Source organism: Kribbella koreensis (assembly GCF_039525325.1).
In the GTDB taxonomy this organism is placed as follows: domain Bacteria; phylum Actinomycetota; class Actinomycetes; order Propionibacteriales; family Kribbellaceae; genus Kribbella; species Kribbella koreensis.
This window is the reverse complement of the sequence record NZ_BAAAHK010000003.1, coordinates 484,566-507,545: the sequence shown is the minus strand read 5'-3', so window position 1 is coordinate 507,545 and position 22,980 is coordinate 484,566. Positions and strand designations below refer to the sequence as shown.

15 protein-coding genes are annotated in these 22,980 nt (G+C 67.9%); 10 read left to right on the top strand and 5 right to left on the bottom strand.

Annotated features, from left to right (window positions below):
• The first annotated feature begins 98 nt into the window (after nucleotides 1-98).
• On the top strand, nucleotides 99-5,489 hold the full coding sequence (locus tag ABD116_RS06085) for a ThuA domain-containing protein (RefSeq protein WP_343965704.1): 5,391 nt from the start codon (nucleotides 99-101) through the stop codon (nucleotides 5,487-5,489).
• Between the two features lie 230 nt (nucleotides 5,490-5,719).
• Nucleotides 5,720-6,721, top strand: a complete 1,002-nt coding sequence (locus ABD116_RS06080; RefSeq protein WP_343965702.1) for a sugar phosphate isomerase/epimerase family protein — start codon at nucleotides 5,720-5,722, stop codon at nucleotides 6,719-6,721.
• A gap of 58 nt (nucleotides 6,722-6,779) precedes the next feature.
• Here the strand turns inward: ABD116_RS06080 and ABD116_RS06075 are convergent, their stop codons facing one another.
• Nucleotides 6,780-10,247: a hypothetical protein gene (locus tag ABD116_RS06075; protein ID WP_343965701.1), complete on the bottom strand. Its 3,468-nt coding sequence runs from the start codon at nucleotides 10,245-10,247 to the stop codon at nucleotides 6,780-6,782.
• 218 nt (nucleotides 10,248-10,465) lie between these two features.
• Nucleotides 10,466-11,413, bottom strand: a complete 948-nt coding sequence (locus ABD116_RS06070) for a DUF1996 domain-containing protein (RefSeq protein WP_343965699.1) — start codon at nucleotides 11,411-11,413, stop codon at nucleotides 10,466-10,468.
• Nucleotides 11,414-11,666: 253 nt separating this feature from the next.
• On the opposite strand from ABD116_RS06070, the gene ABD116_RS06065 reads away from it, so the two are divergent.
• The gene (locus ABD116_RS06065; protein ID WP_343965697.1) at nucleotides 11,667-13,850 is read left to right on the top strand and encodes a discoidin domain-containing protein; all 2,184 of its coding nucleotides are present in this window, start codon (nucleotides 11,667-11,669) and stop codon (nucleotides 13,848-13,850) included.
• A 98-nt stretch (nucleotides 13,851-13,948) separates the two neighbouring features.
• Nucleotides 13,949-14,965 carry a LacI family DNA-binding transcriptional regulator gene (locus tag ABD116_RS06060; protein WP_343965695.1) on the top strand — a complete coding sequence of 339 codons (1,017 nt, stop codon included), beginning with the start codon at nucleotides 13,949-13,951 and terminating at the stop codon, nucleotides 14,963-14,965.
• A 6-nt stretch (nucleotides 14,966-14,971) separates the two neighbouring features.
• Here ABD116_RS06060 and ABD116_RS06055 read toward each other — a convergent pair whose 3' ends face one another.
• Nucleotides 14,972-16,465 carry a hypothetical protein gene (locus tag ABD116_RS06055; RefSeq protein ID WP_343965693.1) on the bottom strand — a complete coding sequence of 498 codons (1,494 nt, stop codon included), beginning with the start codon at nucleotides 16,463-16,465 and terminating at the stop codon, nucleotides 14,972-14,974.
• Nucleotides 16,466-16,753: 288 nt separating this feature from the next.
• Between ABD116_RS06055 and ABD116_RS06050 the strand changes: the two genes are divergently transcribed.
• A complete protein-coding gene (locus ABD116_RS06050; protein ID WP_343965691.1) occupies nucleotides 16,754-17,536 on the top strand; it encodes a hypothetical protein in 783 nt (260 codons plus the stop codon).
• Here the strand turns inward: ABD116_RS06050 and ABD116_RS06045 are convergent.
• On the bottom strand, nucleotides 17,515-18,306 hold the full coding sequence (locus ABD116_RS06045; RefSeq protein ID WP_343965689.1) for a hypothetical protein: 792 nt from the start codon (nucleotides 18,304-18,306) through the stop codon (nucleotides 17,515-17,517). The two genes, ABD116_RS06050 and ABD116_RS06045, sit on opposite strands and share 22 nt — an antisense overlap.
• A gap of 67 nt (nucleotides 18,307-18,373) precedes the next feature.
• On the opposite strand from ABD116_RS06045, the gene ABD116_RS06040 reads away from it, so the two are divergent.
• From ABD116_RS06040 to ABD116_RS06025, 4 genes are all read left to right on the top strand, one after another.
• The gene (locus tag ABD116_RS06040; RefSeq protein ID WP_343965686.1) at nucleotides 18,374-18,874 is read left to right on the top strand and encodes a MarR family winged helix-turn-helix transcriptional regulator; all 501 of its coding nucleotides are present in this window, start codon (nucleotides 18,374-18,376) and stop codon (nucleotides 18,872-18,874) included.
• 264 nt (nucleotides 18,875-19,138) lie between these two features.
• Complete coding sequence (locus tag ABD116_RS06035) at nucleotides 19,139-19,960, top strand: GNAT family N-acetyltransferase (RefSeq protein ID WP_343965684.1); 822 nt, start codon at nucleotides 19,139-19,141, stop codon at nucleotides 19,958-19,960.
• Nucleotides 19,961-19,972: 12 nt separating this feature from the next.
• Nucleotides 19,973-20,929: a LuxR C-terminal-related transcriptional regulator gene (locus tag ABD116_RS06030; protein WP_343965682.1), complete on the top strand. Its 957-nt coding sequence runs from the start codon at nucleotides 19,973-19,975 to the stop codon at nucleotides 20,927-20,929.
• Between the two features lie 122 nt (nucleotides 20,930-21,051).
• A complete protein-coding gene (locus ABD116_RS06025) occupies nucleotides 21,052-21,441 on the top strand; it encodes a YciI family protein (RefSeq protein WP_343965680.1) in 390 nt (129 codons plus the stop codon).
• Nucleotides 21,442-21,513: 72 nt separating this feature from the next.
• Here ABD116_RS06025 and ABD116_RS06020 read toward each other — a convergent pair whose 3' ends face one another.
• Entirely contained in the window at nucleotides 21,514-22,296 is a 783-nt protein-coding gene (locus ABD116_RS06020; protein WP_343965678.1) for an SGNH/GDSL hydrolase family protein, read from the bottom strand.
• A gap of 94 nt (nucleotides 22,297-22,390) precedes the next feature.
• Here ABD116_RS06020 and ABD116_RS06015 point away from each other — a divergent pair, with 94 nt between their 5' ends.
• The gene (locus tag ABD116_RS06015; protein ID WP_343965676.1) at nucleotides 22,391-22,828 is read left to right on the top strand and encodes a cupin domain-containing protein; all 438 of its coding nucleotides are present in this window, start codon (nucleotides 22,391-22,393) and stop codon (nucleotides 22,826-22,828) included.
• Nucleotides 22,829-22,980: the final 152 nt, after the last annotated feature.

Genomic DNA, 22,980 nt, shown 5'->3' with positions numbered 1-22,980 from the left:
GTAGCTGAACTTCCGTAGTACCAGGGCCGAAAAATCCAGGGACCCGCCTTGGAACCAGATGGAGCGCGCGCCTTATCCGACCCATGAGGAGCACACCCATGATCCAGCTACGCAGGCACGGCACGCTTGTGCGTGCCCTCGTGCTCGCCCTGATCGCCGCGGTGGCGATCCCGTTGTCGGCGATCACCGCCCAAGCCCATCCGGGGCACGGCGACGACACCTTCAACGCGTTGATCTTCAGCAAGACGGCCGGGTTCCGGCACGACTCGATCCCGGCCGGGATCCAGGCGATCAAGGACCTCGCGACGGAGAACGGCTTCACCGTCACCGCGACCGAGGATGCGGCGATGTTCAACGACACCGAGCTGGCGAAGTACGAGGTCGTCATCTGGCTGTCGACCACCGGCGACGTGCTGAACGCGGACCAGCAGGCCGCCTTCGAGCGGTACATCCGCAACGGAGGCGGCTACGCCGGCATCCACGCGGCGTCGGACACGGAGTACGACTGGCCCTGGTACGGCAAGCTGGTCGGCGCGTACTTCGACAGCCACCCGGCCGGTACGCCGAACGCGACCGTGAAGGTGGAGGACCACGCGCACCCGTCGACGGCTGACGCTCCGACGCTGTGGCCTCGCACGGACGAGTGGTACAACTACCGGACCAATCCGCGCGACACCGTGCATGTGCTCGCCTCGCTCGACGAGACGTCGTACACCGGCGGCAACATGGGCGTCGAGCACCCGATCGTGTGGTGTCAGGACTACGACGGTGGTCGTGCCTGGTACACCGGTATGGGTCACACGATCGAGTCGTACGCCGACCCGACCTTCCGCAAGGAACTGCTCGGCGGCATCAAGACCGCGGCCGGTGTGCAGCCCGCGGACTGTGGTGCGTCGCTGAGCAACAGCTACGAGAAGGTCACTCTCGACGACGACACCGCCAACCCGATGGAGCTGTCGATCGCCAAGGACGGCCGGGTCTTCTACATCGACCGCAACGGCGCCGTGAAGATCATCAAGACCGACGGCTCGGTGGTCACCGCGGGAACCCTCGACGTCTACACCGGACAAGAGTTCGGGTTGCTGGGCATCGCGCTCGACCCGGCCTTCGACCAGAACGGCTTCATCTATCTCTACAACTCACCGGCCGGCAGTGGGTCCTTCGACCAGGTCTCGCGCTACAAGGTCACCGGCGACTCGCTCGACATGTCGAGCGCCAAACAGGTGCTCCAGATCAACACGCAACGCAACGAGTGCTGCCATGCCGGTGGAGCGCTCGAGTTCGACGGCGACGGCAACCTCTACATCGCCACCGGTGACAACCGGAACCCGTTCGACTCCGACGGCTACTCGCCGATCGACGAGCGGGCCGGCCGGTCGGCCTGGGACTCCCAGGGCAGCGCGGCCAACAGCAACGCCCTGAACGGCAAGGTACTCAAGATCCACCCGGAGGCCGACGGCAGCTACACGATCCCGGCCGGCAACCTGTTCCCGGCCGGTACCGCGAAGACGCGGCCGGAGATCTACGCGATGGGCTTCCGGAACCCCTTCCGGATCGGCATCGACCCGACCACCAACCACCTCTTCGTCGCCGACTACGGCCCGGACGCCGGCCAGACCTCGCCGACCCGCGGTCCGGACGGCCGGGTGGAGTGGAACATCCTCGACAAGCCGGGCTTCTACGGCTGGCCGTACTGCGTGGGCAACAACACGCCGTACAACGACTTCGACTTCGCCACCAACACTTCGGGACCCGTCTTCAACTGCGCGGCCCCGGTCAACAACTCGCCGAACAACACGGGTATCGCTCAGTTGCCCGCTGCGATTCCGGCGACGATGTGGATGGGCAAGTCGACCACCGGCGTACCGGAGATCGGCGGCAGCGGCGCGCCGATGACGAGCGGCGCGTACAAGTTCGACCCGGACAGCGACTCGCCGCGCAAGTGGCCGAAGTACTTCGACGGCAAGGCCGTGTTCGCCGACTGGAACGACAGCCGGTTGTTCTCGGTCCAGCTGAAGGACGACCGCGCTGGTGTCGCGGACGTGTCGCGGATGCTGTCGAAGCTGAACTTCATCCGGCCGCACGCGTTGCAGTTCGGACCGGACGGCGCGCTCTATGTGATCGAGTGGGGTAGCGGGTTCGGTGGCAACAACGCCGACTCCGGCATCTACCGGATCGACTACGTGCAAGGCAACCGGGCGCCACTCGCTCAGTTCACGACGGACAAGACGTCCGGGCCGGTGCCGCTGACGGTCGCGTTCGACTCGACCGGGTCGCGTGATCCGGACGGCCAGGCGGTCACGCTCGCCTGGGACTTCGACGGCAACGGGACGACGGACAGCACCGAGGCCAAGCCGTCGTACACCTACACCACGGCCGGCGTCTTCACCGCCCGGTTGACGGTGACGGATCCGGACGGCCGGTCGGCGGTCTCCAACAAGACGATCACGGCGGGCAACACGGCGCCGACGATCACCGTGGAGGGGCCGGTCGACGGTGGGTTCTTCGACTTCGGCGACACGATCAAGTACAAGGTCACCGTCACCGATCCCGAAGACGGCACGATCGACTGCAACGACGTGATCACCCAGCCGGCCCTCGGGCATGACGAGCACGCCCACCCGTACGAGCAGTACCACGGCTGCACCGGAACCTTCCCGCTGCCGGGTGACGACGGGCACGTCGGGGCGAACATCTTCGGCATCGTGACGGTGACGTACACCGACAAGGGCGCGCCGGGCACCGGCCGGATCACCACCCAGAAGGTGGTCCAGCTCCAGCCGAAGACGCGTGAGGCGGAGTACTTCGACGAGACCGGCGGTCCGGGGTCCAGCGGTGGTGTGCAGACCGAGGACACCGGTGACGTCGCCGGTGGCGGCAAGAACATCGGCTTCATCGAAGACGGTGACTGGTGGGGCTGGAAGCCGACCAACCTGACCGGGATCAACCAGATCCAGTTGCGGGCGGCGTCTCCGGACGCGGGCGCGACGGTCCAGGTCCGGCAGGGCTCACCGACGGACGGCCCGATCGTCGCCACCATCACGGTGACGCCGACCGGTGCCTGGCAGACCTACGGCAACTTCACCGCGGACGTGTCCGGGGCGTCGCTGACCAGCGGTCCGCTGTACTTCGTCAAGACAACGGGTCAGCTGAACGTCAACTGGGTGAAGTTCATCGGCAAGGGCGTCACCGAGAACCAGCGCCCGAGCGTGTCGATCGGCGCGTCCACCCTGCAGGGCAAGGCGCCGCTGAAGGTCGACTTCACGGCGACCGCGACCGACCCCGAAGGGGACCTGCCGCTGTCGTACGAGTGGAGCTTCGGTGACGGTTCGACCGGCACCGGCGCGACGATCAGCCACACCTACACGACCTCCGGCACCTTCGACGCGACCGTCACGGTGACGGACGCCAAGGGCGCGGCCGGTACGTCGCACGTACAGGTCAAGGTGGACGCGAGCGCTCCGCCGACCTGTCTGACCGGTCGCTCGGACGGCTTCGACGGCACCACCGTCGACACCGGCCGCTGGAACTCCATTGTCAGAGGCAACCAGGAACTTGCCGTGAGCAACGGCAACCTGCAGATCCCGCTGACGGCGACCGACATCTACGGCACCGGGAACACCGGTACGCCGAACATCGTGCTCCAGCCGTTGCCGGCCGGCGCGTGGCAGGCGACCGCCAAGATGACGTTGCCGGCCCGACGTGCCTACCAGCAGGCCGGGTTGATCATCTACGGAGACGACGACAACTACGCGAAGATGGTGCTGCAGGGCCGCAACACGAGCGGGCCTTCGGCGGCGGACCGGATCTTCCAGTTCATCCGCGAAGAAGCCGGTGCGCCGAACGAGGTAGCGGCATCGAACACGGCCAACCTGGGTGCGGCGTACCCGGACACGGTCTGGGTCCGGTTCACCAGCAACGGCCAGAACCTGCGGGCGTCGTACAGCGCTGACGGCGCGACGTTCGTGGACATGCCGGAGACCAAGCTGCTGGCCGGCATCAACAACCCGAAGATCGGGCTGTTCGGCCTCGCCAACCAGGCGGCCGCGCTGCCGATCACCGCGCAGTTCGACTACTTCACCATCACGCCGGACGACACCGCCGAGGTACCCACCCCGGACGACGCGTTCGACGGATCCACCCTGAACGCCTGCCGCTGGACGGCGAGCGTGCGGCCGGACGCCGCGGCGTACCGGGTGACCGGTGGCAACCTCGAGATCGACACGAGCAAGGGCGACATCTACGGTACGACCGCCACGAACCCGAAGAACCTGCTGCTGCAGCCGGCTCCCGACGGTGACTGGACGATCGAGACCAAGGTGGACGGGTCCGCGTTCAACGAGGCCTACCAGCAGGGCGGCCTGATGGTCTACGGCGACGACGCGAACTACGTGAAGTTCGACTTCCTGACCAGCAACGCCTCGGGCGGCACGGTGACCCGGGGGATCGAGCTGCGCAGCGAGGCGAACAACGTCGTCCTCGATCCGCAGCCGAACGCATCGCCGGCACCCACCCAGGGTGTCTGGTACCTGCGGCTGGCCAAGGCCGGGACGAAGTACACCGGTTCGTACAGCTCGGACGGACTGGAGTGGACGGCACTGCCGCCCGTCACCAACACCGCGCTGAGCTCGGCGAGCTTCGGGATCTACGCCTTCGGGGTCGACCAGGTCGCGTCGAAGACGGCGAAGTTCGACTACTTCAAGCTGGTCAAAGACAACGTCGCGCCGGAGGTCACCCTCTCAGTCAACCCGTCCACTCCCTCGGGAGACAACGGGTGGTGGAACGACGCGGTCGTCGCCACCGCGATGGCGACCGACAACCAGCCGGGCCAGCTGTACATCGAACAGAAGGTCGATGACGGCGCCTGGGCCGAGTACACCCACGCGATCAACCTGACCGCCGATGGCACCCACACCGTCCAGGTGCGGGCCAGCGACACCGCGGGCAACGTGTCCGAGCCGAAGTCGGTGACGGTCAAGATCGACAAGACCGCTCCGGCGACGACGGTCACGGGCCTGGCGGCGGGTGCTGAGCTCGGGGTGTCGAAGCTGGCCACGATCGGGGCGACGGCGACCGACGCGCTCTCCGGTCTGGTAGGCGTGACGCTGACCATCGACGGGCAACCGTTGGCGGCCGGCGGCAAGATCGACGGCATGCTGCTCGGTCTGGGCGCGCACGAGGTGATCGCCCGGGCCACCGACAAGGCCGGCAACGTGTCGGTGACGAAGGTTCCGTTCACGGTGATCGCGACGTACGACGAGGCCATCGAGGTGGTCAAGCGGTACCGCGACGTCAGGACGCTGCCGTTGGACCCGACCGTGGTGATGAAGGTGCAGTTGCGGGCGGCCCAGCGTGAACACAGCAAGGGCCGGCTCGACGCCGCACGTACGGCGATGGACAACTACCTGGCGGAGGCGGCCCAGGTCGCCGACGTACCGGCCAGGACGCTGCTCGTCGCCATCGGCCAGGACCTCAAGCGGAGGATCTGACCCCATGCTCGTCGCCGTGTGGCACCGCACCCTGTCCGACGCGGAGAGGCGGACAGGAACTCTCACGACCCGGGGTGGTTCGGCCCCGTCCCGGGTCGCGGGGGAGCGGTGCCGCACGGTCGGCGGGGGACCGGCTCGTCCGGTTCCTGTCCCCGGCGCCGCGACCAGCGCTCCGGCCGCGGCGCCGCGGGACACCCCTCCAATATCCGTAGTGTTTTAAGGAGTTTGTGATGGCTCGACCGATCACCTTGTTCACCGGCCAGTGGGCCGACTTGCCGTTCGAAGAAGTGGCTCGGCTTGCCTCCGAGTGGGGCTACGAAGGACTCGAGATCGCTTGCTGGGGCGACCACCTGGACGTCCGCAAGGCGGCCGAGGACGACGGCTACGTCCGCAACCGGCTGGACATCCTGGAGAAGTACAACCTGAAGGTCTGGACGATCTCGAACCACCTGCTCGGCCAGGCGGTCTGCGACGACCCGATCGACCAGCGCCACCAGGCGATCCTGCCCGGACACATCTGGGGCGACGGCGATCCCGAGGGCGTCCGGCAGCGGGCGGCCGAGGAGATGGCCACCACCGCACGGGCGGCTCGCGCGCTGGGCGTCGACGTAGTGGTCGGCTTCACCGGGTCGTCGATCTGGAAGACCGTGGCGATGTTCCCGCCGGTGCCGCAGTCGATGGTCGACGCCGGCTACCGGGACTTCGCCGATCGCTGGAACCCGATCCTCGACGTGTTCGACGAGGTGGGCGTCAAGTTCGCGCACGAAGTACATCCGTCCGAGATCGCCTACGACTACTGGTCGACGACCGCGACCCTGGAAGCGATCGGCCACCGCGAAGCCTTCGGCCTCAACTGGGACCCGTCGCACTTCGTCTGGCAGGACCTCGACCCGGTCGGCTTCCTCTGGGACTTCAAGGACCGCATCTACCACGTCGACTGCAAGGACGCGAAGCGCCAGGTCGGCAACGGCCGCAACGGCCGAATGGGCTCCCACCTCGCTTGGGGCGACCCCCGCCGAGGCTGGGACTTCGTCTCCACCGGCCACGGCGACGTCCCCTGGGAAGCCTGCTTCCGCATGCTCAACACGATCGGCTACACCGGCCCCATCTCAGTCGAATGGGAAGACGCCGGCATGGACCGCCTCGTCGGCGCCGCCGAAGCCCTCCAGTTCGTGAAGTCCCTGGCCTTCGACCCACCGACCGCTTCTTTCGACGCGGCCTTCTCTTCCTGACCGAGCAGTACTGCGCGCCGTGGCCGGCGTCCCGGGCCACGGCGCGCAGTGCTGTCCGCTACTTGCCGATCTTGACCGACAAGGTGGTGCTGTTGTTGGCAGCCACCGGATCAGCGGTGGTCGAACTGACTGCCGCTGACGTGGTGACCACGCCCTTGTTGCCCTTCACCAGCAGGTGGACGTTGAACGACCAAGCCGCTCCGGAGGCCAGAGACGTCGGCCGTTGGCAGGTCAGCGCCTGGCCCACCTTGCTGCAGCCGGCCGTGTCGAACACGTACACCGCCGCCTTGATGTCCGGCAGCCCGATCGTCACCTTCGGCGGCTGGGCGTCGGACGGACCGAGGTCGGTCACCGTCGCCGTGTAGATGATCGTCGCCGACGGCTTGTAGACGTCCTTGTCGGCCACCAGCGCCATCCGCAGATCGGCCGAGGTGCCGACCGTGGTCGAGGCCGACGCGGTGTTGTTGGCCGGTACCGGGTCGGAGGTCGGCGACGTCACCGTCGCGTTGTCCGAGATGGAGCCGGCCGGAGTACCGGACGACACCCGGGTCAGGATGACCACGGTGGTCGGACCGCCGGCCGGAGCCATCGTGCCCAGCTCACACTCGACCTGCTTGGACGGCGGATCCACCGGAATCGTCACCAGCACACAACTACCGGATCCTGTCGTCACCGTTGCGGAGGTGAAGTCGACCGCGCCCGGCAGTACGTCGACCAGCTTGACCCCGGTCGCCGTGGATGGTCCCGCATTGCTGACCCTGACCGTGTAGGTCAACGGCCGCCCGGCCAGTACCGGGTCCGGGCTGTCGGTCGAGGTGACCGACAGATCGGCCTGTGCTCCGACCTGGGTGGTGACGGTGTCGGTGTTGTTGCCCAGATCCGGATCAGCCGTCGCGGAGGACACACTCGCGTCGTTGTGCATCGCGCCGGTGAACGAGGAGTCGATCGTGGCGACGACCGTCATCGTCCGGTTGCCGCCGGCCGCGAGATTGCCCAGCGAGCAGGTGGTGGGCAGGGACGGGTTGCCTGGTACTCCCGCAGTACAGCTGCCGCCGGTGGCGGTGACGGAGACCACCGTGACCTGGGCCGGCAGCACGTCCCGGACGACCACGCCGGCCGCCGTGGACGGGCCCGAGTTGGAGATCGTGCTCGACCAGGTGATCTGGCCACCCGCGGTCGCCGTGGCCGGAGCGGTCTTGTCGATGCTCACGTCCGCCGAGCCGACCAGGTGCAGCGTGTCGGAGGCGGAGTTGTTGGAGCCGTTGGGATCGACCGTGCCACCGCTGACAGTCGCGGTGTCGGCGATGTCCTGCGCCTCGTTCGCACCCTCGCGCACCACGACACTGACCTGCTGACCCGAAGTGAGGTCGCCGAGCGTACAGGTGGCTTGGGCGTTGCCCGCCTGGTCGCCCGCGGGCGCGGTGCAGCCGGGCGAGGTGGTGGACAGCTGGAACGTCCCGCTCGACGTCACGGTGTCGGTCACCTTGACCGCCCGAGCGATGGCCGGACCGTTGTTCGTCACGGTGATGGTGCACGGGTACGACGTACCGGCGGCTGCCGGGCCGTCCGGCAGACAGTTCTTCGTCACCGCCAGGTCAGCACGTCCGGTCGCCGAGGAGAAGGCGTCCAGAACCCCAGAACCGAAGGCGTTGTCAGGACCGGGGGCTGCCCGGTCGGTGGCATTGGCGTTGAGTACGGCGGTCAGCGCGGAGGGCGTCAGCGTGCCGGGTCCGCCGGCCGCGTCGAGTACCAGAGCGGCGACACCTGCCGAGCTCGGCGTGGCCGCCGAGGTTCCGAAGAACCTGCAGTCGCCCTGGGTCGTGGCCGGGCAACTTCCGGCGCCGAAGTTTCCGACGCCGCTGACGGAGACACCGTCACCCGCGGAGTAGGTCGGTGCGATCGCTGTCCGGCCACCGCCACCGGCCACACTCTGGTTGCTGCCGGGCGGACCGGATGCGGGACACGGGTACGAGGTCGAGCAGACCGTCGTACTGACCAGCGACACCGGGCCTTGACCGCTGAAGTTCTCCAGGCCGACGGTGGTCGGGTTCTGGTCCGCACCAGCGTTGACTGCGCCGGCCGAGGTGGCCAGATCGGTGTAGTTGCTGTCGGGGTTGAGCGATCCGGCGTTCCCGGTGGCGTCGACGGCGCCGGCGCCACGCCAGCGGAGGTCGATCGTGGGCGTGCCCTTGGCGCCGGCCGAGCCGGTCACGTTGACGGCCAGCTTGACGGTGGCGGCGGTGGTGGCGCTGGGGTTCGTCCAGGACGCTTGCTCGATCGTGTCACCGCTACCGCCGCCCTGTGCGCCGGTGCTGGTGGCCAGGCAGTTCGTGCCGGCCGCGTTGAGGATGTACAGATCGAGATTCGTGAAGCCGCCGGCGCCGGCGGTCGGGAAGATCGCCCGCGGCTCGCTCCATTGCAGCGTCGTGCCGATGGTCGCGCCGGCGCCGACCGTGACGTCGAAGGTGGTGTCCGCGCCGTTGAAGGCGACGGTGTTCGTCGGTGCCACGCCGCAGCCGGTGGGCGATCCGCCGTCCGGCCCGGTGCCGGTACCGGTCGCGAGGACCCGCGGAGCGTGCGTGCTGTTCAGGTTTCCGGCCGACGAGCTGACCCAGACGCCCGAAGCGGCGAGGATCTCACCGTTCACCGCGGCGATGCCCTTCTGGAAGGCGGGCTCGCTGTCGAACGGGATGTCCTCGGTCAGGATGTCGATCCCGGCCGCGGCCAGCGCGTTCTGGGCCGCGACGTGGTTGGTCACGCCGCCACCGGTGGCGCGGAAGAACAGGTCGGCGCCGGGCGCCATGTCGTGCACGATCTCCAGCATCGAGGTGCCCTCGTCGCCGGAACCGACGGCCTGTACGGTGACGCCGGCCGGAAGGTCGCCGAGCGCCTGGGCAGCGGCGAGGTTGCTGACACCGTCCGAGATGACACCGACGGAGATCCCGCCGCCGTCGAATCCGAGCGCCTGGGTGGCGTCCGCGCGGTGCAGCGCGACGCCTTCGCTGAGGAAGCTGCCCGCGTCGGGCGGCAGGCTCTCCGTCGGCCGGATCGCGGCGACCCAGCCGAGAGCCGCGACCTGGTCCACCCGGTCGTAGGGGACCAGGGCACGGAAGACACCGGCGTTGAGAAGTGCCTTCATTCGCTGGGGTTTGACCCACTGGTCGGAGCCGCTGAGGATGCGTACGCCCAGCCGCTGTAGCTCAGCGCGTTCGTTCCCGCTCACCCGGCCCATCGCGTGGACCTCGAGGTCGAGGTTCGCGTCGGTGTCCACGGTCATCAGCGGGTCGCTGAGTTTGGCGCGCTGGCCGGCATCGAGCCGATGGGAGCCGCCAGCGGCCTTGCCGACACTGGCGATCCGCTGACTGACGATCGACGGAATCTTCGAGGCGGGCGCGGCCGCCGTACCGCTCGGCGCGGCGGTCGCGGAGGGCTGAGCCAGCGCAGTGCCCGATCCGAGGATCATGAATGCGAAGAGCCCGGTCGCGGCGACTGCTCGTCGCGTCCGGGCATGACTGTAGTAGCTCATCGGTTTTTCCCCCTGTGTCTCCAGCCCCTGTGCTTCCCCAAGCACCTGTTCCCCGGGTCCCCCAGACTCAGATGTTTTCGACGGTGCTCGCACTCCCCAGGGCTGTCAAGGCCTGGTACGGCGTCAAGGCAACCAATTGCCTCTTCGGGCAGTCGCCCGCCGTACCCTGCGGCGCCGGTCCCTTTCCCCAGTCGCCGGCACCGCAGGGAGTTTCGGGGTTAGACGGTCGGGATGGTTGGGCGGCCGGGGAGGCGGTAGTTGTCGCCGAGGACCTGGCCGCGGTCGGGCTTGTAGAGGTCGAAGCCCTTGCCGTTGCACTGCAGGCCACCGTTGATGCAGTGGCTCACCAGGGCAGCCAGCGTGGGCGGGTCCCACGCGTTGAAGAAGTCGTAGTGCCAGGTGTAGCCCCGACCGCTGGCGAACCTGGTTCCGGCCATGTCACCACTGGCCTCGAACGAGATCTTGAACTCGAGCATCGGTACGGCGACCGGGTGGTCGGCCGGGCAGACCAGGTTGACCGGGTAGGCCATGTGGCTCTTGTGGTCGGCCGAGTCCAGGTTCACGCCGTCCCAGCAGCTCGGGGCCTGGTACCGGACGTTGACCTGGGTGCCGGGGGTGCAGTACGCCGGAATGTCCCAGCTCTTCGAGATGTCGCCGCACTCGAAGCCCTCGACCGCGCCGGGGGAGTTCTTGAACTGGTCCAGCGTGGCGCTCGGGCTGCCGACGACGAACCGGATGCCCGGCGGGAACGGACGGACGTCCTGGTACCGCAGGATGCCCGACTTGTAGTAGATGGTCTGCCGCCAGGTCTGCGGCACCGGGTCGTTGTTGCGGAACATCGTCGGCCACCAGTACGCCGACAGGTCGTCGGGGTTGAGGCAGGTGGTCTGACCCGCGCCGGCCGCCTGGAGGCTGTTGAGGGTGGTGGCCGCGTTCGTCGTGGTGTTGCCGACGAAGCTGTGCTCGTGGGACGCGCCCGGCATGTTCGGGAACACGATCGGGTCGTTGGTGGCGCGGTGGTGCACGTTGCAGTTGACCTGGAACTCGTGGTGGGTGACCAGATCGTCGGCCTGGGCCTCGGAACCGGCCACGGCAGCGAGCGCCGAGGCGATCAGGACGGCGGCGATGCCGCCTGCGGACAGGGCTGTTTTTCTTCTGGTGAACACGGATCTCCTCCTGGTCGGGGGATTCCGCGGGGGCGGTAGTTCAGGCAACCCGCGGTGGGACATCGCGGGAGAGCGCTCTCTGAGACAGCCTCTGCCGGGGCTGTCCAGCTGTCAAGTGCTTGTTGGTTCCGGAACCGCCTGAGCGTGACGAGCCGTTGACAAGGCGCTAACACGCGGGCAACCATCGGACCGCGAGAGAGCGCTCTCTGATACCACCCGCCCCGCTCTCGCACTCCAGCGAAGGAGTACCCGAATGGACTTCGCGACCCGCCGCGTGCGGCTGCAGCCCTCCCGGCGCAGCCATCGCGGCCGATCGGCGATCGCCGCCACTGTCGCAGCAGCCGTTGTGCTGCTCGGCAACGTCGTACTACTGGCTCAACCCGCGCAAGCGGCCACCCTGCTGTCCCAAGGGCGCCCGGTGACGGCCTCGTCATCGGAAGGCGCCGGTACGCCGGCCACCGCCGCAGTGGACGGCGACCTGAACAGCAGATGGTCCAGCGTCTGGCAGGACAACCAGTGGCTCCAGGTCGACCTCGGCGCCACCGCGAGCATCAGCCAGGTCGTACTGCGCTGGGAAGCGGCCTACGCGAAGGAGTACCGGATCGAGGTCTCCGGCAACGGCCAGGACTGGAACCCGATCTACAGCACGGTCGCCGGCCCCGGCGGCAACGAGACCCTCAACGTCAACGGCAGTGGCCGGTACGTCCGGATGTACGGCGTCAAGCGCGCCAACGGCTACGGCATGTCCCTGTACGAGTTCCAGGTGCTCGGTACCGGCGGGGACAACGGTCCGCCGCAAGGCACTGGCACCGTCCATGTCTCTGGTAGCCAAGGGAACTGGCAGCTGGTCGTCAACAACGCGCCCTGGCAGGTCAAGGGCCTGACCTGGGGTCCGCCCGCCTCGGAGGCCGGTGCCCGACTGCCTGCGTTGAAGGCGATCGGCGTCAACACCGTGCGTACCTGGGGGACCGACGCCTCCTCCAAGCCGCTCTTCGACGCGGCAGCCGCGAACGGCATGCGAGTCATCGCCGGCTACTGGCTCCAACCTGGTGGTGGACCCGGCAGCGGCGGTTGCGTCAACTACGTGACGGACGGGACGTACAAGGCGAACATGCTCGCCGAGATCCGCCGCTGGACGACGGAGTACAAGGACAACCAGGGCGTGCTGATGTGGAACGTCGGCAACGAGTCCGTGCTCGGCATGCAGAACTGCTTCTCCGGTACGGAGCTGGAGAACCAGCGGATCGCGTATGCGCGCTTCGTGAACGAGGCGACGCAGGCGATCCACGCGATCGACCCCAACCACCCGGTCACCTCGACCGACGCGTGGACAGGTGCCTGGCCGTACTTCAAGCAGTACACGCCTGACCTGGATCTGCTCGCGGTCAACTCGTACGGGCACATCTGCCAGGTCAAGCAGGACTGGATCAACGGCGGCTACAACAAGCCGTACATCGTGACCGAGGCCGGGCCCGCTGGTGAGTGGGAGGTGCCGAACGACGCGAACGGCGTACCGAACGAGCCCACTGACATCCAGAAGCGTGACGGGTATCTGCAGGCGTGGAACTGCATCACCGGGCACAGCGGGGTCGCGCTGGGCGCCACCCTGTTCCACTACGGGGTTGAGAACGACTTCGGCGCCGTGTGGTTCAACCTGACGCCTGGTGGTGAGAAGCGGCTCTCGTACTACGCCGTGCGGCAGGCCTTCGGCGGTGCCGGTGGTGGCAACACGGCTCCGGTGATCAGCAACATGACGCTGAGCCGTACGACGGACGTCCCGGCCGGCGGCACGATCTCGGTGACCGTGAACGTGTCCGACCCTGACGGGGACGCGCTGACGCACGAGTTCAAGGTCGGCGGCAAGTACATCGACGGCAGCGGCGCTCTGGTCGGTACGCCGTTCAGCGGGAACGGGCCGTTCACCGTCACGGTGCCCGAGCGGCTCGGGGTGTGGAAGCTGTACGACTATGTCCGCGACGGCAAGGGCAACGTCGGGATCGAGACGAGGTCCTTCCGGGTGGTCGCTCCGCCGGTCCAGGGCACGAACATCGCGCGGGGCAAGCCGGCGACGGCTTCGTCGTACCAGCAGGTCGGGAACGGCGCGCCGTACCCGCCGTCGAACGTGACGGACGGGAACAACACGACCCGCTGGGCGAGTGACTGGTCGGATCCGCAGTGGGTGCAGGTGGATCTCGGGTCGGTGCAGTCGTTCGACCGGATCCAGCTGATCTGGGAGGCGAGCTTCGCCCGGGCGTACCGGATCGAGGCCTCCGACGACGGCAACAACTGGCGTCAGGTCTATGCGACAGGTGACGGCAACGGCGATGTCGACAGCATCGCCTCCGGTGGGTCCGGGCGGTATGTCCGGATGACCGGGACCCAGCGTGGTACCGGCTGGGGCTACTCGTTGTTCGAGTTCGGGATCTATCGCAACTGACCGATTGGCTCGGGTACGGCGGCCTGTGGGCAGCGGGCCGCCGTACCTGTGGATATCTCGATGAGGGGGAGAGCTTGACGCAGCTACGATCCGGTGCCATGAACAGCAATCGGCCGACTCTGGAAGACGTCGCCAAGGCGGCAGGCGTCTCCCGTGCCACCGCGTCGCGGGTGATCAACGGCGTGCTGACCGTCGATCCCGCGATGCAGTCGAAGGTCGAGGCGGCGGTGCGGACCACCGGGTACGTCCCGAACACCGCGGCCCGGTCGCTGGTCACCCGGAAGGCAGGCGCGATCGCCCTGGTGATCTCCGGCTCGGACGGCTCGGCCGAACAGGTCCTGGGCGACCCGTTCTTCGGCCGGATCACGTCTGGGGTGGTGAAGAGTTTGCTGCCGCAGAAGGTCCACCCGACGCTGGTACTTGCCGACTCGGACGCGGCTCGCGCGGACGCGGTCGCCTACGTCCGCCAGGGCAAGGCCGATGGCGCCCTGCTCGTCTCCACCCACTCCGACGACACCCTGCCCGGCCTGTTCGTCGACGCCGGCATCCCAGCCGTCCTCTTCGCCCGCCCCGGCCGTGACGTACCGATCAGCTATGTAGACCTAGCCCACGAGCGCGGCGCCGCACTGGCCGCCGACCACCTGGTCGCCCGTGGCTGCCGCCGAGTAGCCACCATCGCCGGTCCCAGCGACGTCCCCGCCGCGCAAGACCGCCTCACCGGCTTCCGCCACGCCATGGCCCGGCACGGCCAGGCCTACGTCCCCGTTGCCAAAGGCAACTTCACCCGCGAAAGCGGCGAACAGGCAATGCTGGAACTCCTGGCCGCCCACCCCGACCTCGACGGAGTCTTCGCCGCCAACGACCTGATGGCCACCGGCGCCCTGAAGATCCTCCAGTCCCACCACCGCTCCATCCCCGCCGACGTAGCCGTAGTCGGCTTCGACGACAGCGAACCAGCCCACTCCACCCGCCCCCAACTGACCACAGTCGCCCAACCAGTAGAAGAAATGGCCGCCGAAATGGCCCGAATCCTCCTGACCCACATCGAAGACCCAACCCTCCCGCCGACCTCCGTGATCTTCGACCCCCACCTCGTCCCCCGAGAATCAGCCTGAGTGCTCTCAGAGTTGGGCGCTGGCGGTGATGTGAGCTGGTTGGTTCTGCCACCAGGTGGCGGCGGCTCGGACGGGGGACGGGGTGGTGGGGTCGGTTTTCAGGCGGCGGAGGGGGGATTGGTTTCCGGTGACGCCGGCGCTGTAGGCGAGGCCGCGGAGGGCGGCGACGCTGGTCTTGCTTCTGGTGCGGCGCCAGTCGGCCAGGTGCTTACTGATGGCGCTGTCCCACCAGGAGTTCGGTGGGAGACCGGCCAGGTGGCCGAGGGCGTAAGCGGCAGCGGAGACTGTCGGTCCGGGCAGGCCATCGGCCAGCACGATTCGTTCGATCAGCCCGCGTTCCGGGCGGCCGCCCATCATGCGTAGCGCGGACAGCAGCGTGCCGGACCGCTCAGGGTCGCCCGTGAGCGTACGGCCGCGCCTGAGTTCCGCCGACAGGGCTCGAGCGATCCCCGCGCGATAAGGACTGGCGGCGATCAGCATGGAGACTTCGAGCCGGGCCTCCTCCGACGGGTCGAACAGCAACTCCTCGACCAGCTGCGGAAACACGTCATCGGTAAAGCTCTCAGGAGCAGTCGGCAGGGCCGCCGCGGACGCATGCGCGACGCGCTGAGCCGCCAGCGAAACAGGTTCGCGGATGCCGTACTGCCGACCGCCGTAGCCGATCGCGACCGGCCCGGCCAGCGTCCACAACGCCTGCAGGATGTCTTCCGCCATCAACCCGAGCGGGCCACCGGCGGCAGCGATCTCGCGCAGCGTCCGGGTGGCTTGATGGCGTTGATCGGGGTTGAGCTGCTTCAGGGTGGCGGCCTCGAAGAGTGCGGACAAGGTGCCCCACAGCGCGCGATCATCGGTCGGATTCGCCAACTGGCGCAGGAGGACGGAGATGGAGTCGCGGTGATTGCTATGCCCCAGCGCGGCCACGGTCGAGATCATCACCTGGTTGTTGCGATCGGCCGCTGCGACCGCGCAGGCGTCGATCAGTTCGCCCTGCGCCGCCGGATGAGCAAGAAGCCGGTTCACCGCTTCGTACCGCTGTAGCCATGACTGCCCACAGGCGACGAGCATCTCTGCGAGCAGGCGCTGGGCGATCTCCCGCCAGGTGCGGCCAGGCAGGTACGCCGCCGGCCGCGTCGCCAGCAGTTCGGTGAAGCCGTCCCAGTCGGAGCCACTCATCACGGCCGGGGCGCAGACGCGATCCAGGTAGGCGTCCAGCCGCCGATCGAGGGTGCGGGGCTCGACGCGATGGTCCCGGGTCAGCGCCGGAGCGGACTCGATCACCGGCCGGTTCGCCCGGATCTCGTAGTCGAAGGCGGCGACCAGGCGGCCTGGGGAGAGCTCCAGTAACTCCTCGTACCGCCGAACGGCCGAGTGCGGGATCGCCGAGCCGCCGGCTTCCCACCGGTAGATGGTCGACGGGTTGATCGATCGCGGATCCCGGCCACTCGGCCAGGCAGCGGCGAACTTGGTCCGTACGGTGAACTCCTGCTGCGTACCCAGCAAGCGATTGACCCGCAGAAGCCAGGCAAGCCGATGACGCAGTGTCAGTCGCGGAGTCGGCGCAGATCCAGCGGATCGGTCGCTCGGCATAGAGGCCCCCTCGTAAACCAGCCTAAGGACTAGCACGTCCCATAACGTTCTGCAACGGCCTGTGCGCAACCAGCCGCCCACGCACAACCACCCCAGCCGACCTGTCGCCCCCTTCACCCTGGAGACCCGGGGGGAGGCAAGGCAGGTCCCCCGACGACCTGCCTTGCCGGGGCGTTCATGAGCAGAGAGATGGGGTTGGGAATGGATGTAGTGGTTGGCTTTCTCGTTGCCTGGGCGGCGGGAAAGGCGCGGCGGGTGGCGAAGATCGTCGACGGGTTGACCGACGACGCGCTGGACGCGGCGGGCGAACGGGTCTGGAAGGTGGTGGCACCCAAGTTGGGTGTCGATCCGTCGATCCAGCGACTCACTGCCGAGGCGCGCGACGCGGGCGAGGCGACGCCGGGCGCCCGCGCGGACGCAGTACGGGCGTTGCAGGCGGCAGCTGCTGCCGACCCGCACTTCGCGGCCGAGTTGGCAGCCGCGTTGCCGGCGGCGGAGCGCTCTGCGAGCACGCCGTCGCACTCCGGCGTCATCGCGACGGGTAACACAGTCGGCCGGAACCTGAAGATCGACAACAGCAGTACGTTCGTCAACAAGGTCCGGCAGAACCCGTTCTACGCCATCCTCGCGCTGGCGGTGCTTGCCCTGGTCGTCTGGGGACTCTCGTCGGCGTTCGGCGGACCTGCCCAGGCTGACGCGAGCACGGTCGTCGGCAACTGGACCGCGTCCGACGGTACCGGCAACAAATCCTTCAGCGCGGACGGTCAGTGCGACGGCGTCTTCTACGACCAGGGCAAGCCGCTCGACATCGGCGGACCGATGTCCTGCGCCCTGTCCGAGAAACCGGACAGCAACGGCCTCTACACCCTGCGGGTGACCCAGAGCATGAACAAGGCCACCTACAAACTCCGCTTCGACTCCAAGGACCACGCCACGGTCTTCGACTCCGCCGGCCGGAAACTCTACGAACTCGAACGCTTCTGATCGTTGGTGAGGGCGGCGGATTGGGCTTGGAGCCAGGGGAGGGATGCTTGGTGGGACCAGCGGTTTACCTCGGTGGCTAGGGCCTTGGAGGCGGCTGGGTTGCCTTCGTCGCGGGCTAGTACTGCTAGGAGGGTCTGCTGGGCGAGGGTGCCGAGGAGGTGGCCGATCTTCTGGCGGAGTTCGGTTGAGCGCTCCCAGTGGATTCGGGCCAACGGGAGGTCGCCGGCGGTGTGGGCGTGGTCGCCCAGGTGACGGAGGGCCAGGGAGATCAGGAGGTCGTCGGCGGAGCGCTCGCCCAGGTCGAGTGCGGTTGTGTAGGCGGCGAAGGCGGCCTCGGGTTGTTCCAGGAGGTTGTCGGCGATGACGCCTGCATAGAAGTGGGCGTGGCCGGAGCGGCTGTCGTCGGGAGCGGTTTTGGCGAGGTGAGCGGCTCGCTCCGCGAGGTCGGCGCCGGAGTCGCGGTCAGTAGCCAAGAGAGCTACGCCGTACTCCTTCCGCAGCTGCAGGAACGCGAAATCCCAAGCAATAAAGGCATCCGGCGTCTCGGAGAGCGCTTCCGCCAGTACTACGAGACGCGCGCCGGCGTCGTCGGTCTGCTGAGCGAAGTCCTGGTCGACCGCCACCTCGGCCAAGGCGGCCGCCAGCGCGAGGCGTTCCTCGCCGGTGTCCGCTCGAGCGGCCGCGAGGAGTTGGGTGGCGTCGTCCCAGCGTCCTGCCCGCATCAGGCAGAGACCGGACCGGATGAGCGGAGAGAGCGCGATCTGTGTCATGCGACGGAGAGTATTTCGACATCAAAAGGTTTGACAACAGAGCTTCAGTCGCTGAATCATTCGGCTGGTGAAGGACTCGATCGACACGCACGTGGAGTTGTGGAGCCGAGAGCTCCCGGACATGGACCTCCGAGTGGAGGGGATCGCCACCCGGTTGCAGGCGCTCGGGCGCTACCTCGACCGCCGGCGCGACGCAGTACTGGCTGAGCACGGCCTGCAGTGGTGGGGCTTCAAGACACTCCACATGCTGCGCCGCGGCGGAGCGCCGTACCAATCGACGCCCGGACGACTGGCCACCCAGCTCGGCCTGTCCCCGGCCGCGATGACGAACCGGCTGGATGCGCTCGAGCGGATGACGTACGTCGCCCGCCACCACGACCGCGACGACCGCCGCAAGGTCGTCGCCACCCTCACCGACTCCGGGCTCAAGATCTGGCAACAGGCCCTCGGTGACATCACCCAGGTCGAGGTCGATCTGGTCAACCAGCTGTCCCCGGCCGACCAAGATCAGTTGACCGGCTTGCTCCGGATTCTCGTTCTCTCAACTGAGCAGCAAGAAAATGTATAGATCCACGCGACGGCTCCGACCTGTGTTGTGAAGGCACCCGAACAGGGAGCCCGGAGCAGGAGCGTGAAGAGATGGAAGCGTTGAGTCTGGTCGTGAACAGCAAGATCATCGCCGACGATGTGCGGTGTTCTACGAGCGGGTATGACGAAGTACGGCGTACTGCGGAGGAAGCGCTGCGGGTCCGCCCGGTTCGCCGGCGACTGTGGAGTGCAGTTTGGCGCAATGTGTCCACGCGTGGACCTCGTCTCGTGGCACAGTCCTCGGGTGACTGAAGGAATCAACGCTGAACTCAAGACGGACCGGGCCGCGAAGCTGCTGGCGGCGTACGACGACCAGCTGCGCGGCGGCGCCGAGTCGGCCGACGTACCGACGAGCACGGACGGACCCGTCATCCGGGTCGAGTACCCGAACCGCGGATTCGTCAGCTACCGCTCCCTCGCCGGGCTCGACGGCGCCGAGCTGGATGCGCTGATCGCCCGCCAGCGCGAGTACTTCGCCGCGAAGGGCCAGCCCGTCGAGTGGAAGACCCGCGGGCACGACCTGCCGGCCGACCTGACCGAGCGACTGACCGCGGCGGGGTTCGTGCCGGAGGAGCGCGAGACCGTCGTCATCGCCGAGAGCGCCGACATCGTCGAGCGGCTGTCGGGTCGTGACACGGTCGACGGCGTGACGATTCGGCGTACCGAGGACAAGGCCGACTTCGAGCGGATCGCCGCGATGGAGTCGACCGTCTGGGACCAGGACTGGTCCTGGCTCACCGACGACCTGGTACGCCGGCACGCCACCGGACTGACCGACATCTTCGTAGCGGAAGCGGACACGACCGGCGAGGTCGTCTCGGCAGCCTGGGCGGTCTACAAGAAGAACACCGACTTCACCGGTCTCTGGGGTGGCTCGACGCTCGCCGAGTGGCGGGGCAGGGGCATCTACAAGGCACTCGTCGCCGTCCGCGCCGCCCGGGCGGTCGAACTCGGCTACCGCTACCTCCAGGTCGACGCCTCCGACGACAGCTCCCCGATCCTCCAGCGACTCGGATTCCTCGCGGTCACCACCACGACTCCGTACGTCTATACCGCGAAGAACTGATACACAGGAGGGATGCACCAACTTCGCGCATTGGGCATCTCCGCCGAGGCCGAGGCGATCTACCTCGATCTGATGACGCGTGGTGCGTTGAGTGTCGAGGAGCTCACCCCGGGTGGCGATTGCGCGGCGGTGGAAGGGCCGTTGGGGGAGCTGGCCGCGATCGGGCTGATCGAGCGGGCCGATGGCAAGGTGTTGCCGCAACCGCCGCACCTCGCGATGGAGGCGCTGGCGCAGCGGCGTACGAGAGAGGCGGATCTCGCGCGCGAGAGCGCCGCCTTGCTCTCCGACCTGTGGACCGCGGGGATCGGGCAGCAGACGTACGTCGAGTTGCTGCCGTCTGCCGAGACTGCGCGGGCCGTGCTCAACCACGTGCAGGTCGACGTCCAGCAGCAGGTCCGGGCGATGACCGTGGGCAATCTCGCGTCGCCGGATCATCAGATCGTCGACGGGCTCTTCGATGCGCTCGGGCGCGGAGTCTCGTACGAGGTGATCTACGGGACGCGGGTGCTGCAGGATCCGGCCGCGCTCCGGATGGTCCAGCTGTGCGTCGACGCGGGCGAGCAGGCGCGGGTGTTTCCGCAGGTGCCGCTCAATCTGACCATCGTCGACGACCGCTGGGCGCTGCTCTCGGCGCGGACCACGGCCGGCGAGATCACGAGTACCGCGGCGATGGTCGTGCATCACTCGCCGTTCCTGACCGGTCTGGTCGGGGTGTTCGACGCGTTCTGGCGGATGGCGGTGCCGATCACCAGCGGGACCGACACGAGCGACGCGGTCGGAGCGCCGTCGCTGGAGACGAAACGGTTGCTCACGTATCTGAGCGCTGGTCTCACCGACGAGTCGATCGCTCGCGAGTTCGGCGTCAGCGAGAGAACCATCGCTCGCCGGATCAGCCGGCTCCAGGAGACGCTGGGAGCACAGACCCGGTTCCAGCTCGGCGTACAGGCGTCGCGCCAGAAACTTCTCTAGCCCGGAAACTTCTCTAGGCCGGAAACCTGTCTGGACCAGAACCCTGTCGAGAACGCGAGATCGGTTCCGACGTAGCTGCTGAGCGACCCCGGTACGGGGACGGACGACAAGGAGTGGGACCGATGAAGTACATGCTGCTGATGCACTCGAACAAGCAGGGCTGGGACGACATGCCGAAGACCTGGTCGCAGGACGACCTCAAGGTGATGGTCGAGTACATGCACGAGCTGAACCGGGAGCTGCAGGCAGCCGGCGAACTGGTCGAGGCGCGCGGGCTCGAGGGTCCGGACAAGATGCGGACCTATCAAGCGCAGCCGGACGGCGAGCCGATCATCACCGACGGTCCCTTCAGCGAGACGAAGGAGGTGCTGGCGGGCTACTGGGTCGTCGACATGGCCACCGACGAGCGCCTGCTGGAGATCGTCGATCGCATCTCCGTCTGCCCCGGCCCGGGCGGCCTACCGGTCTACCAGGCAGTGGAGATCCACCCCGAGGGCGTCGCCCCGGCGTGACCGGCGCCGCCTGCACCCTGGGCTGACCGAGCGGCAGCGGAGTTGGCCCAGAGGCAGCGGAGTTGCCGAAGGTCAGCGGAGTTTGGCGACGACCAGGTCGGCGACGTCGGCCATGCCGGCCGCCGTCGGGTGGTAGGGGACACCCCTGCCCGGGCCGAAGCGAAAGCCGGTGGTCCACGGCTCCGCCGATCCCACCGCATGTGAGCGCCCGGCCGCCGACGCCTCGACGAGGTCGGCGCCGGTCGCCTCCGCGGCGGTCGCGAACGCACCAGCCAGCCCGTCCGCCATCATCACGATGCTCGGCAACTGCTCTTCATTCAGCGGTACGTCGAGACGCGCCCGCGTACCCGGTCCGACCACGGTCAGGTAGTCGACCAGCACGACGCGACTCCGGGGAGCGCGTTCCCGGACCGTGTTGACGATCTCGGTGAGCGACGCGGCGACCGCGGCGTACTCGCCCGGCTCCTTGAGGTAGCTGACCCGCGCCCGGATCCGGTTGGCCACTCGCCGGCCGAGCAGGGTCGCCGGCTTGGCCAGCGTGTTCATCATGCTGCCCCGGATGAAGGTACCGATGTACTCCAGATCATTGCCTCCGGCCGTGATCGTGACGAGTGCCGTATCGGGGCCGACGGCATCGATCTGCGGCGGCGCCTCGTCCTGCCGTTCGCGCAGGATGTGCGCCGTCGTCGCGCCGGAGTAGGTGACGTCGGTCAGCTCCAGACCCAGCGCCTCGGCCACCAGCTGCGGGTAGTTCCGGCCGGAACGCCCAGCAGCTTTGTCCACGATCGGCTTGATTCCGGGGCCGGCGGCGAACGAACTGCCCAAAGCGACATAGCGACTGCCAGCGGTGATCACGCGCCGACGATACCTGGCACGATGAATTGTCACAGCCTGTCCGGCTGTGCTGTCACTGTTGTGACCAACCCCTGCGAAGAAAGGAAACACACCCATGCGTGGAGCCACTCGGGGAATCCGCCGGACCGCGCTGGCCGGCATCGCCGCGGCCGGCCTGGCCCTGGTGCCCGCCGTCGCGGACGCCACCCCCGGCTCGGGCGTGACCGGCAAGATCATCAGCCAGACCACGGTCGGCGACACCGACTACATCCTGCGTGAGGTCACCATTCAGCCCGGCGGCAAGACGGGCTGGCACTTCCACGACGGCACGCTGTACGCCTTCGTTGCCCAGGGCACGCTCACTCACCCGGACGCGTCCTGTGCGCCGACCGTCTACAAGACCGGCGCCGCCTTCGTCGAACCCAGCGGTGCGGACCACACCCACATCGGCCTGAACCTCGGCAAGAAGCCCGTCGTCCTGGAGGTCCTGTACGTCCTCCCGCACGGCGCTCCGCTCTCCGAAGACGCCCCCGACCCGGGCTGCGACTTCTAGCTAGGTGACCCGGAAGGGCAGGCGATCCCTGCCCTTCCGGGACCTTTTCGCGATCCGCCCGGGCAGTTGTCGAACCGGCCGCTCCCGTCGTACCGCCGGACCATCCGCCGCCTGACCACCTCTTGAAATTCCATCCAGCGAACCCAGTGGCC

What these genes read in the sequence shown, in the direction of transcription:
- ABD116_RS06085 (WP_343965704.1), top strand. Translation starts at nt 99, where the DNA reads ATGATCCAGCTACGCAGGCACGGCACGCTTGTGCGTGCCCTCGTGCTC.
- ABD116_RS06080 (WP_343965702.1), top strand. Translation starts at nt 5,720, where the DNA reads ATGGCTCGACCGATCACCTTGTTCACCGGCCAGTGGGCCGACTTGCCG.
- ABD116_RS06075 (WP_343965701.1), bottom strand. Translation starts at nt 10,247, where the DNA reads ATGAGCTACTACAGTCATGCCCGGACGCGACGAGCAGTCGCCGCGACC.
- ABD116_RS06065 (WP_343965697.1), top strand. Translation starts at nt 11,667, where the DNA reads ATGGACTTCGCGACCCGCCGCGTGCGGCTGCAGCCCTCCCGGCGCAGC.
- ABD116_RS06060 (WP_343965695.1), top strand. Translation starts at nt 13,949, where the DNA reads ATGAACAGCAATCGGCCGACTCTGGAAGACGTCGCCAAGGCGGCAGGC.
- ABD116_RS06050 (WP_343965691.1), top strand. Translation starts at nt 16,754, where the DNA reads ATGGATGTAGTGGTTGGCTTTCTCGTTGCCTGGGCGGCGGGAAAGGCG.
- ABD116_RS06045 (WP_343965689.1), bottom strand. Translation starts at nt 18,306, where the DNA reads ATGACACAGATCGCGCTCTCTCCGCTCATCCGGTCCGGTCTCTGCCTG.
- ABD116_RS06030 (WP_343965682.1), top strand. Translation starts at nt 19,973, where the DNA reads ATGCACCAACTTCGCGCATTGGGCATCTCCGCCGAGGCCGAGGCGATC.
- ABD116_RS06025 (WP_343965680.1), top strand. Translation starts at nt 21,052, where the DNA reads ATGAAGTACATGCTGCTGATGCACTCGAACAAGCAGGGCTGGGACGAC.
- ABD116_RS06015 (WP_343965676.1), top strand. Translation starts at nt 22,391, where the DNA reads ATGCGTGGAGCCACTCGGGGAATCCGCCGGACCGCGCTGGCCGGCATC.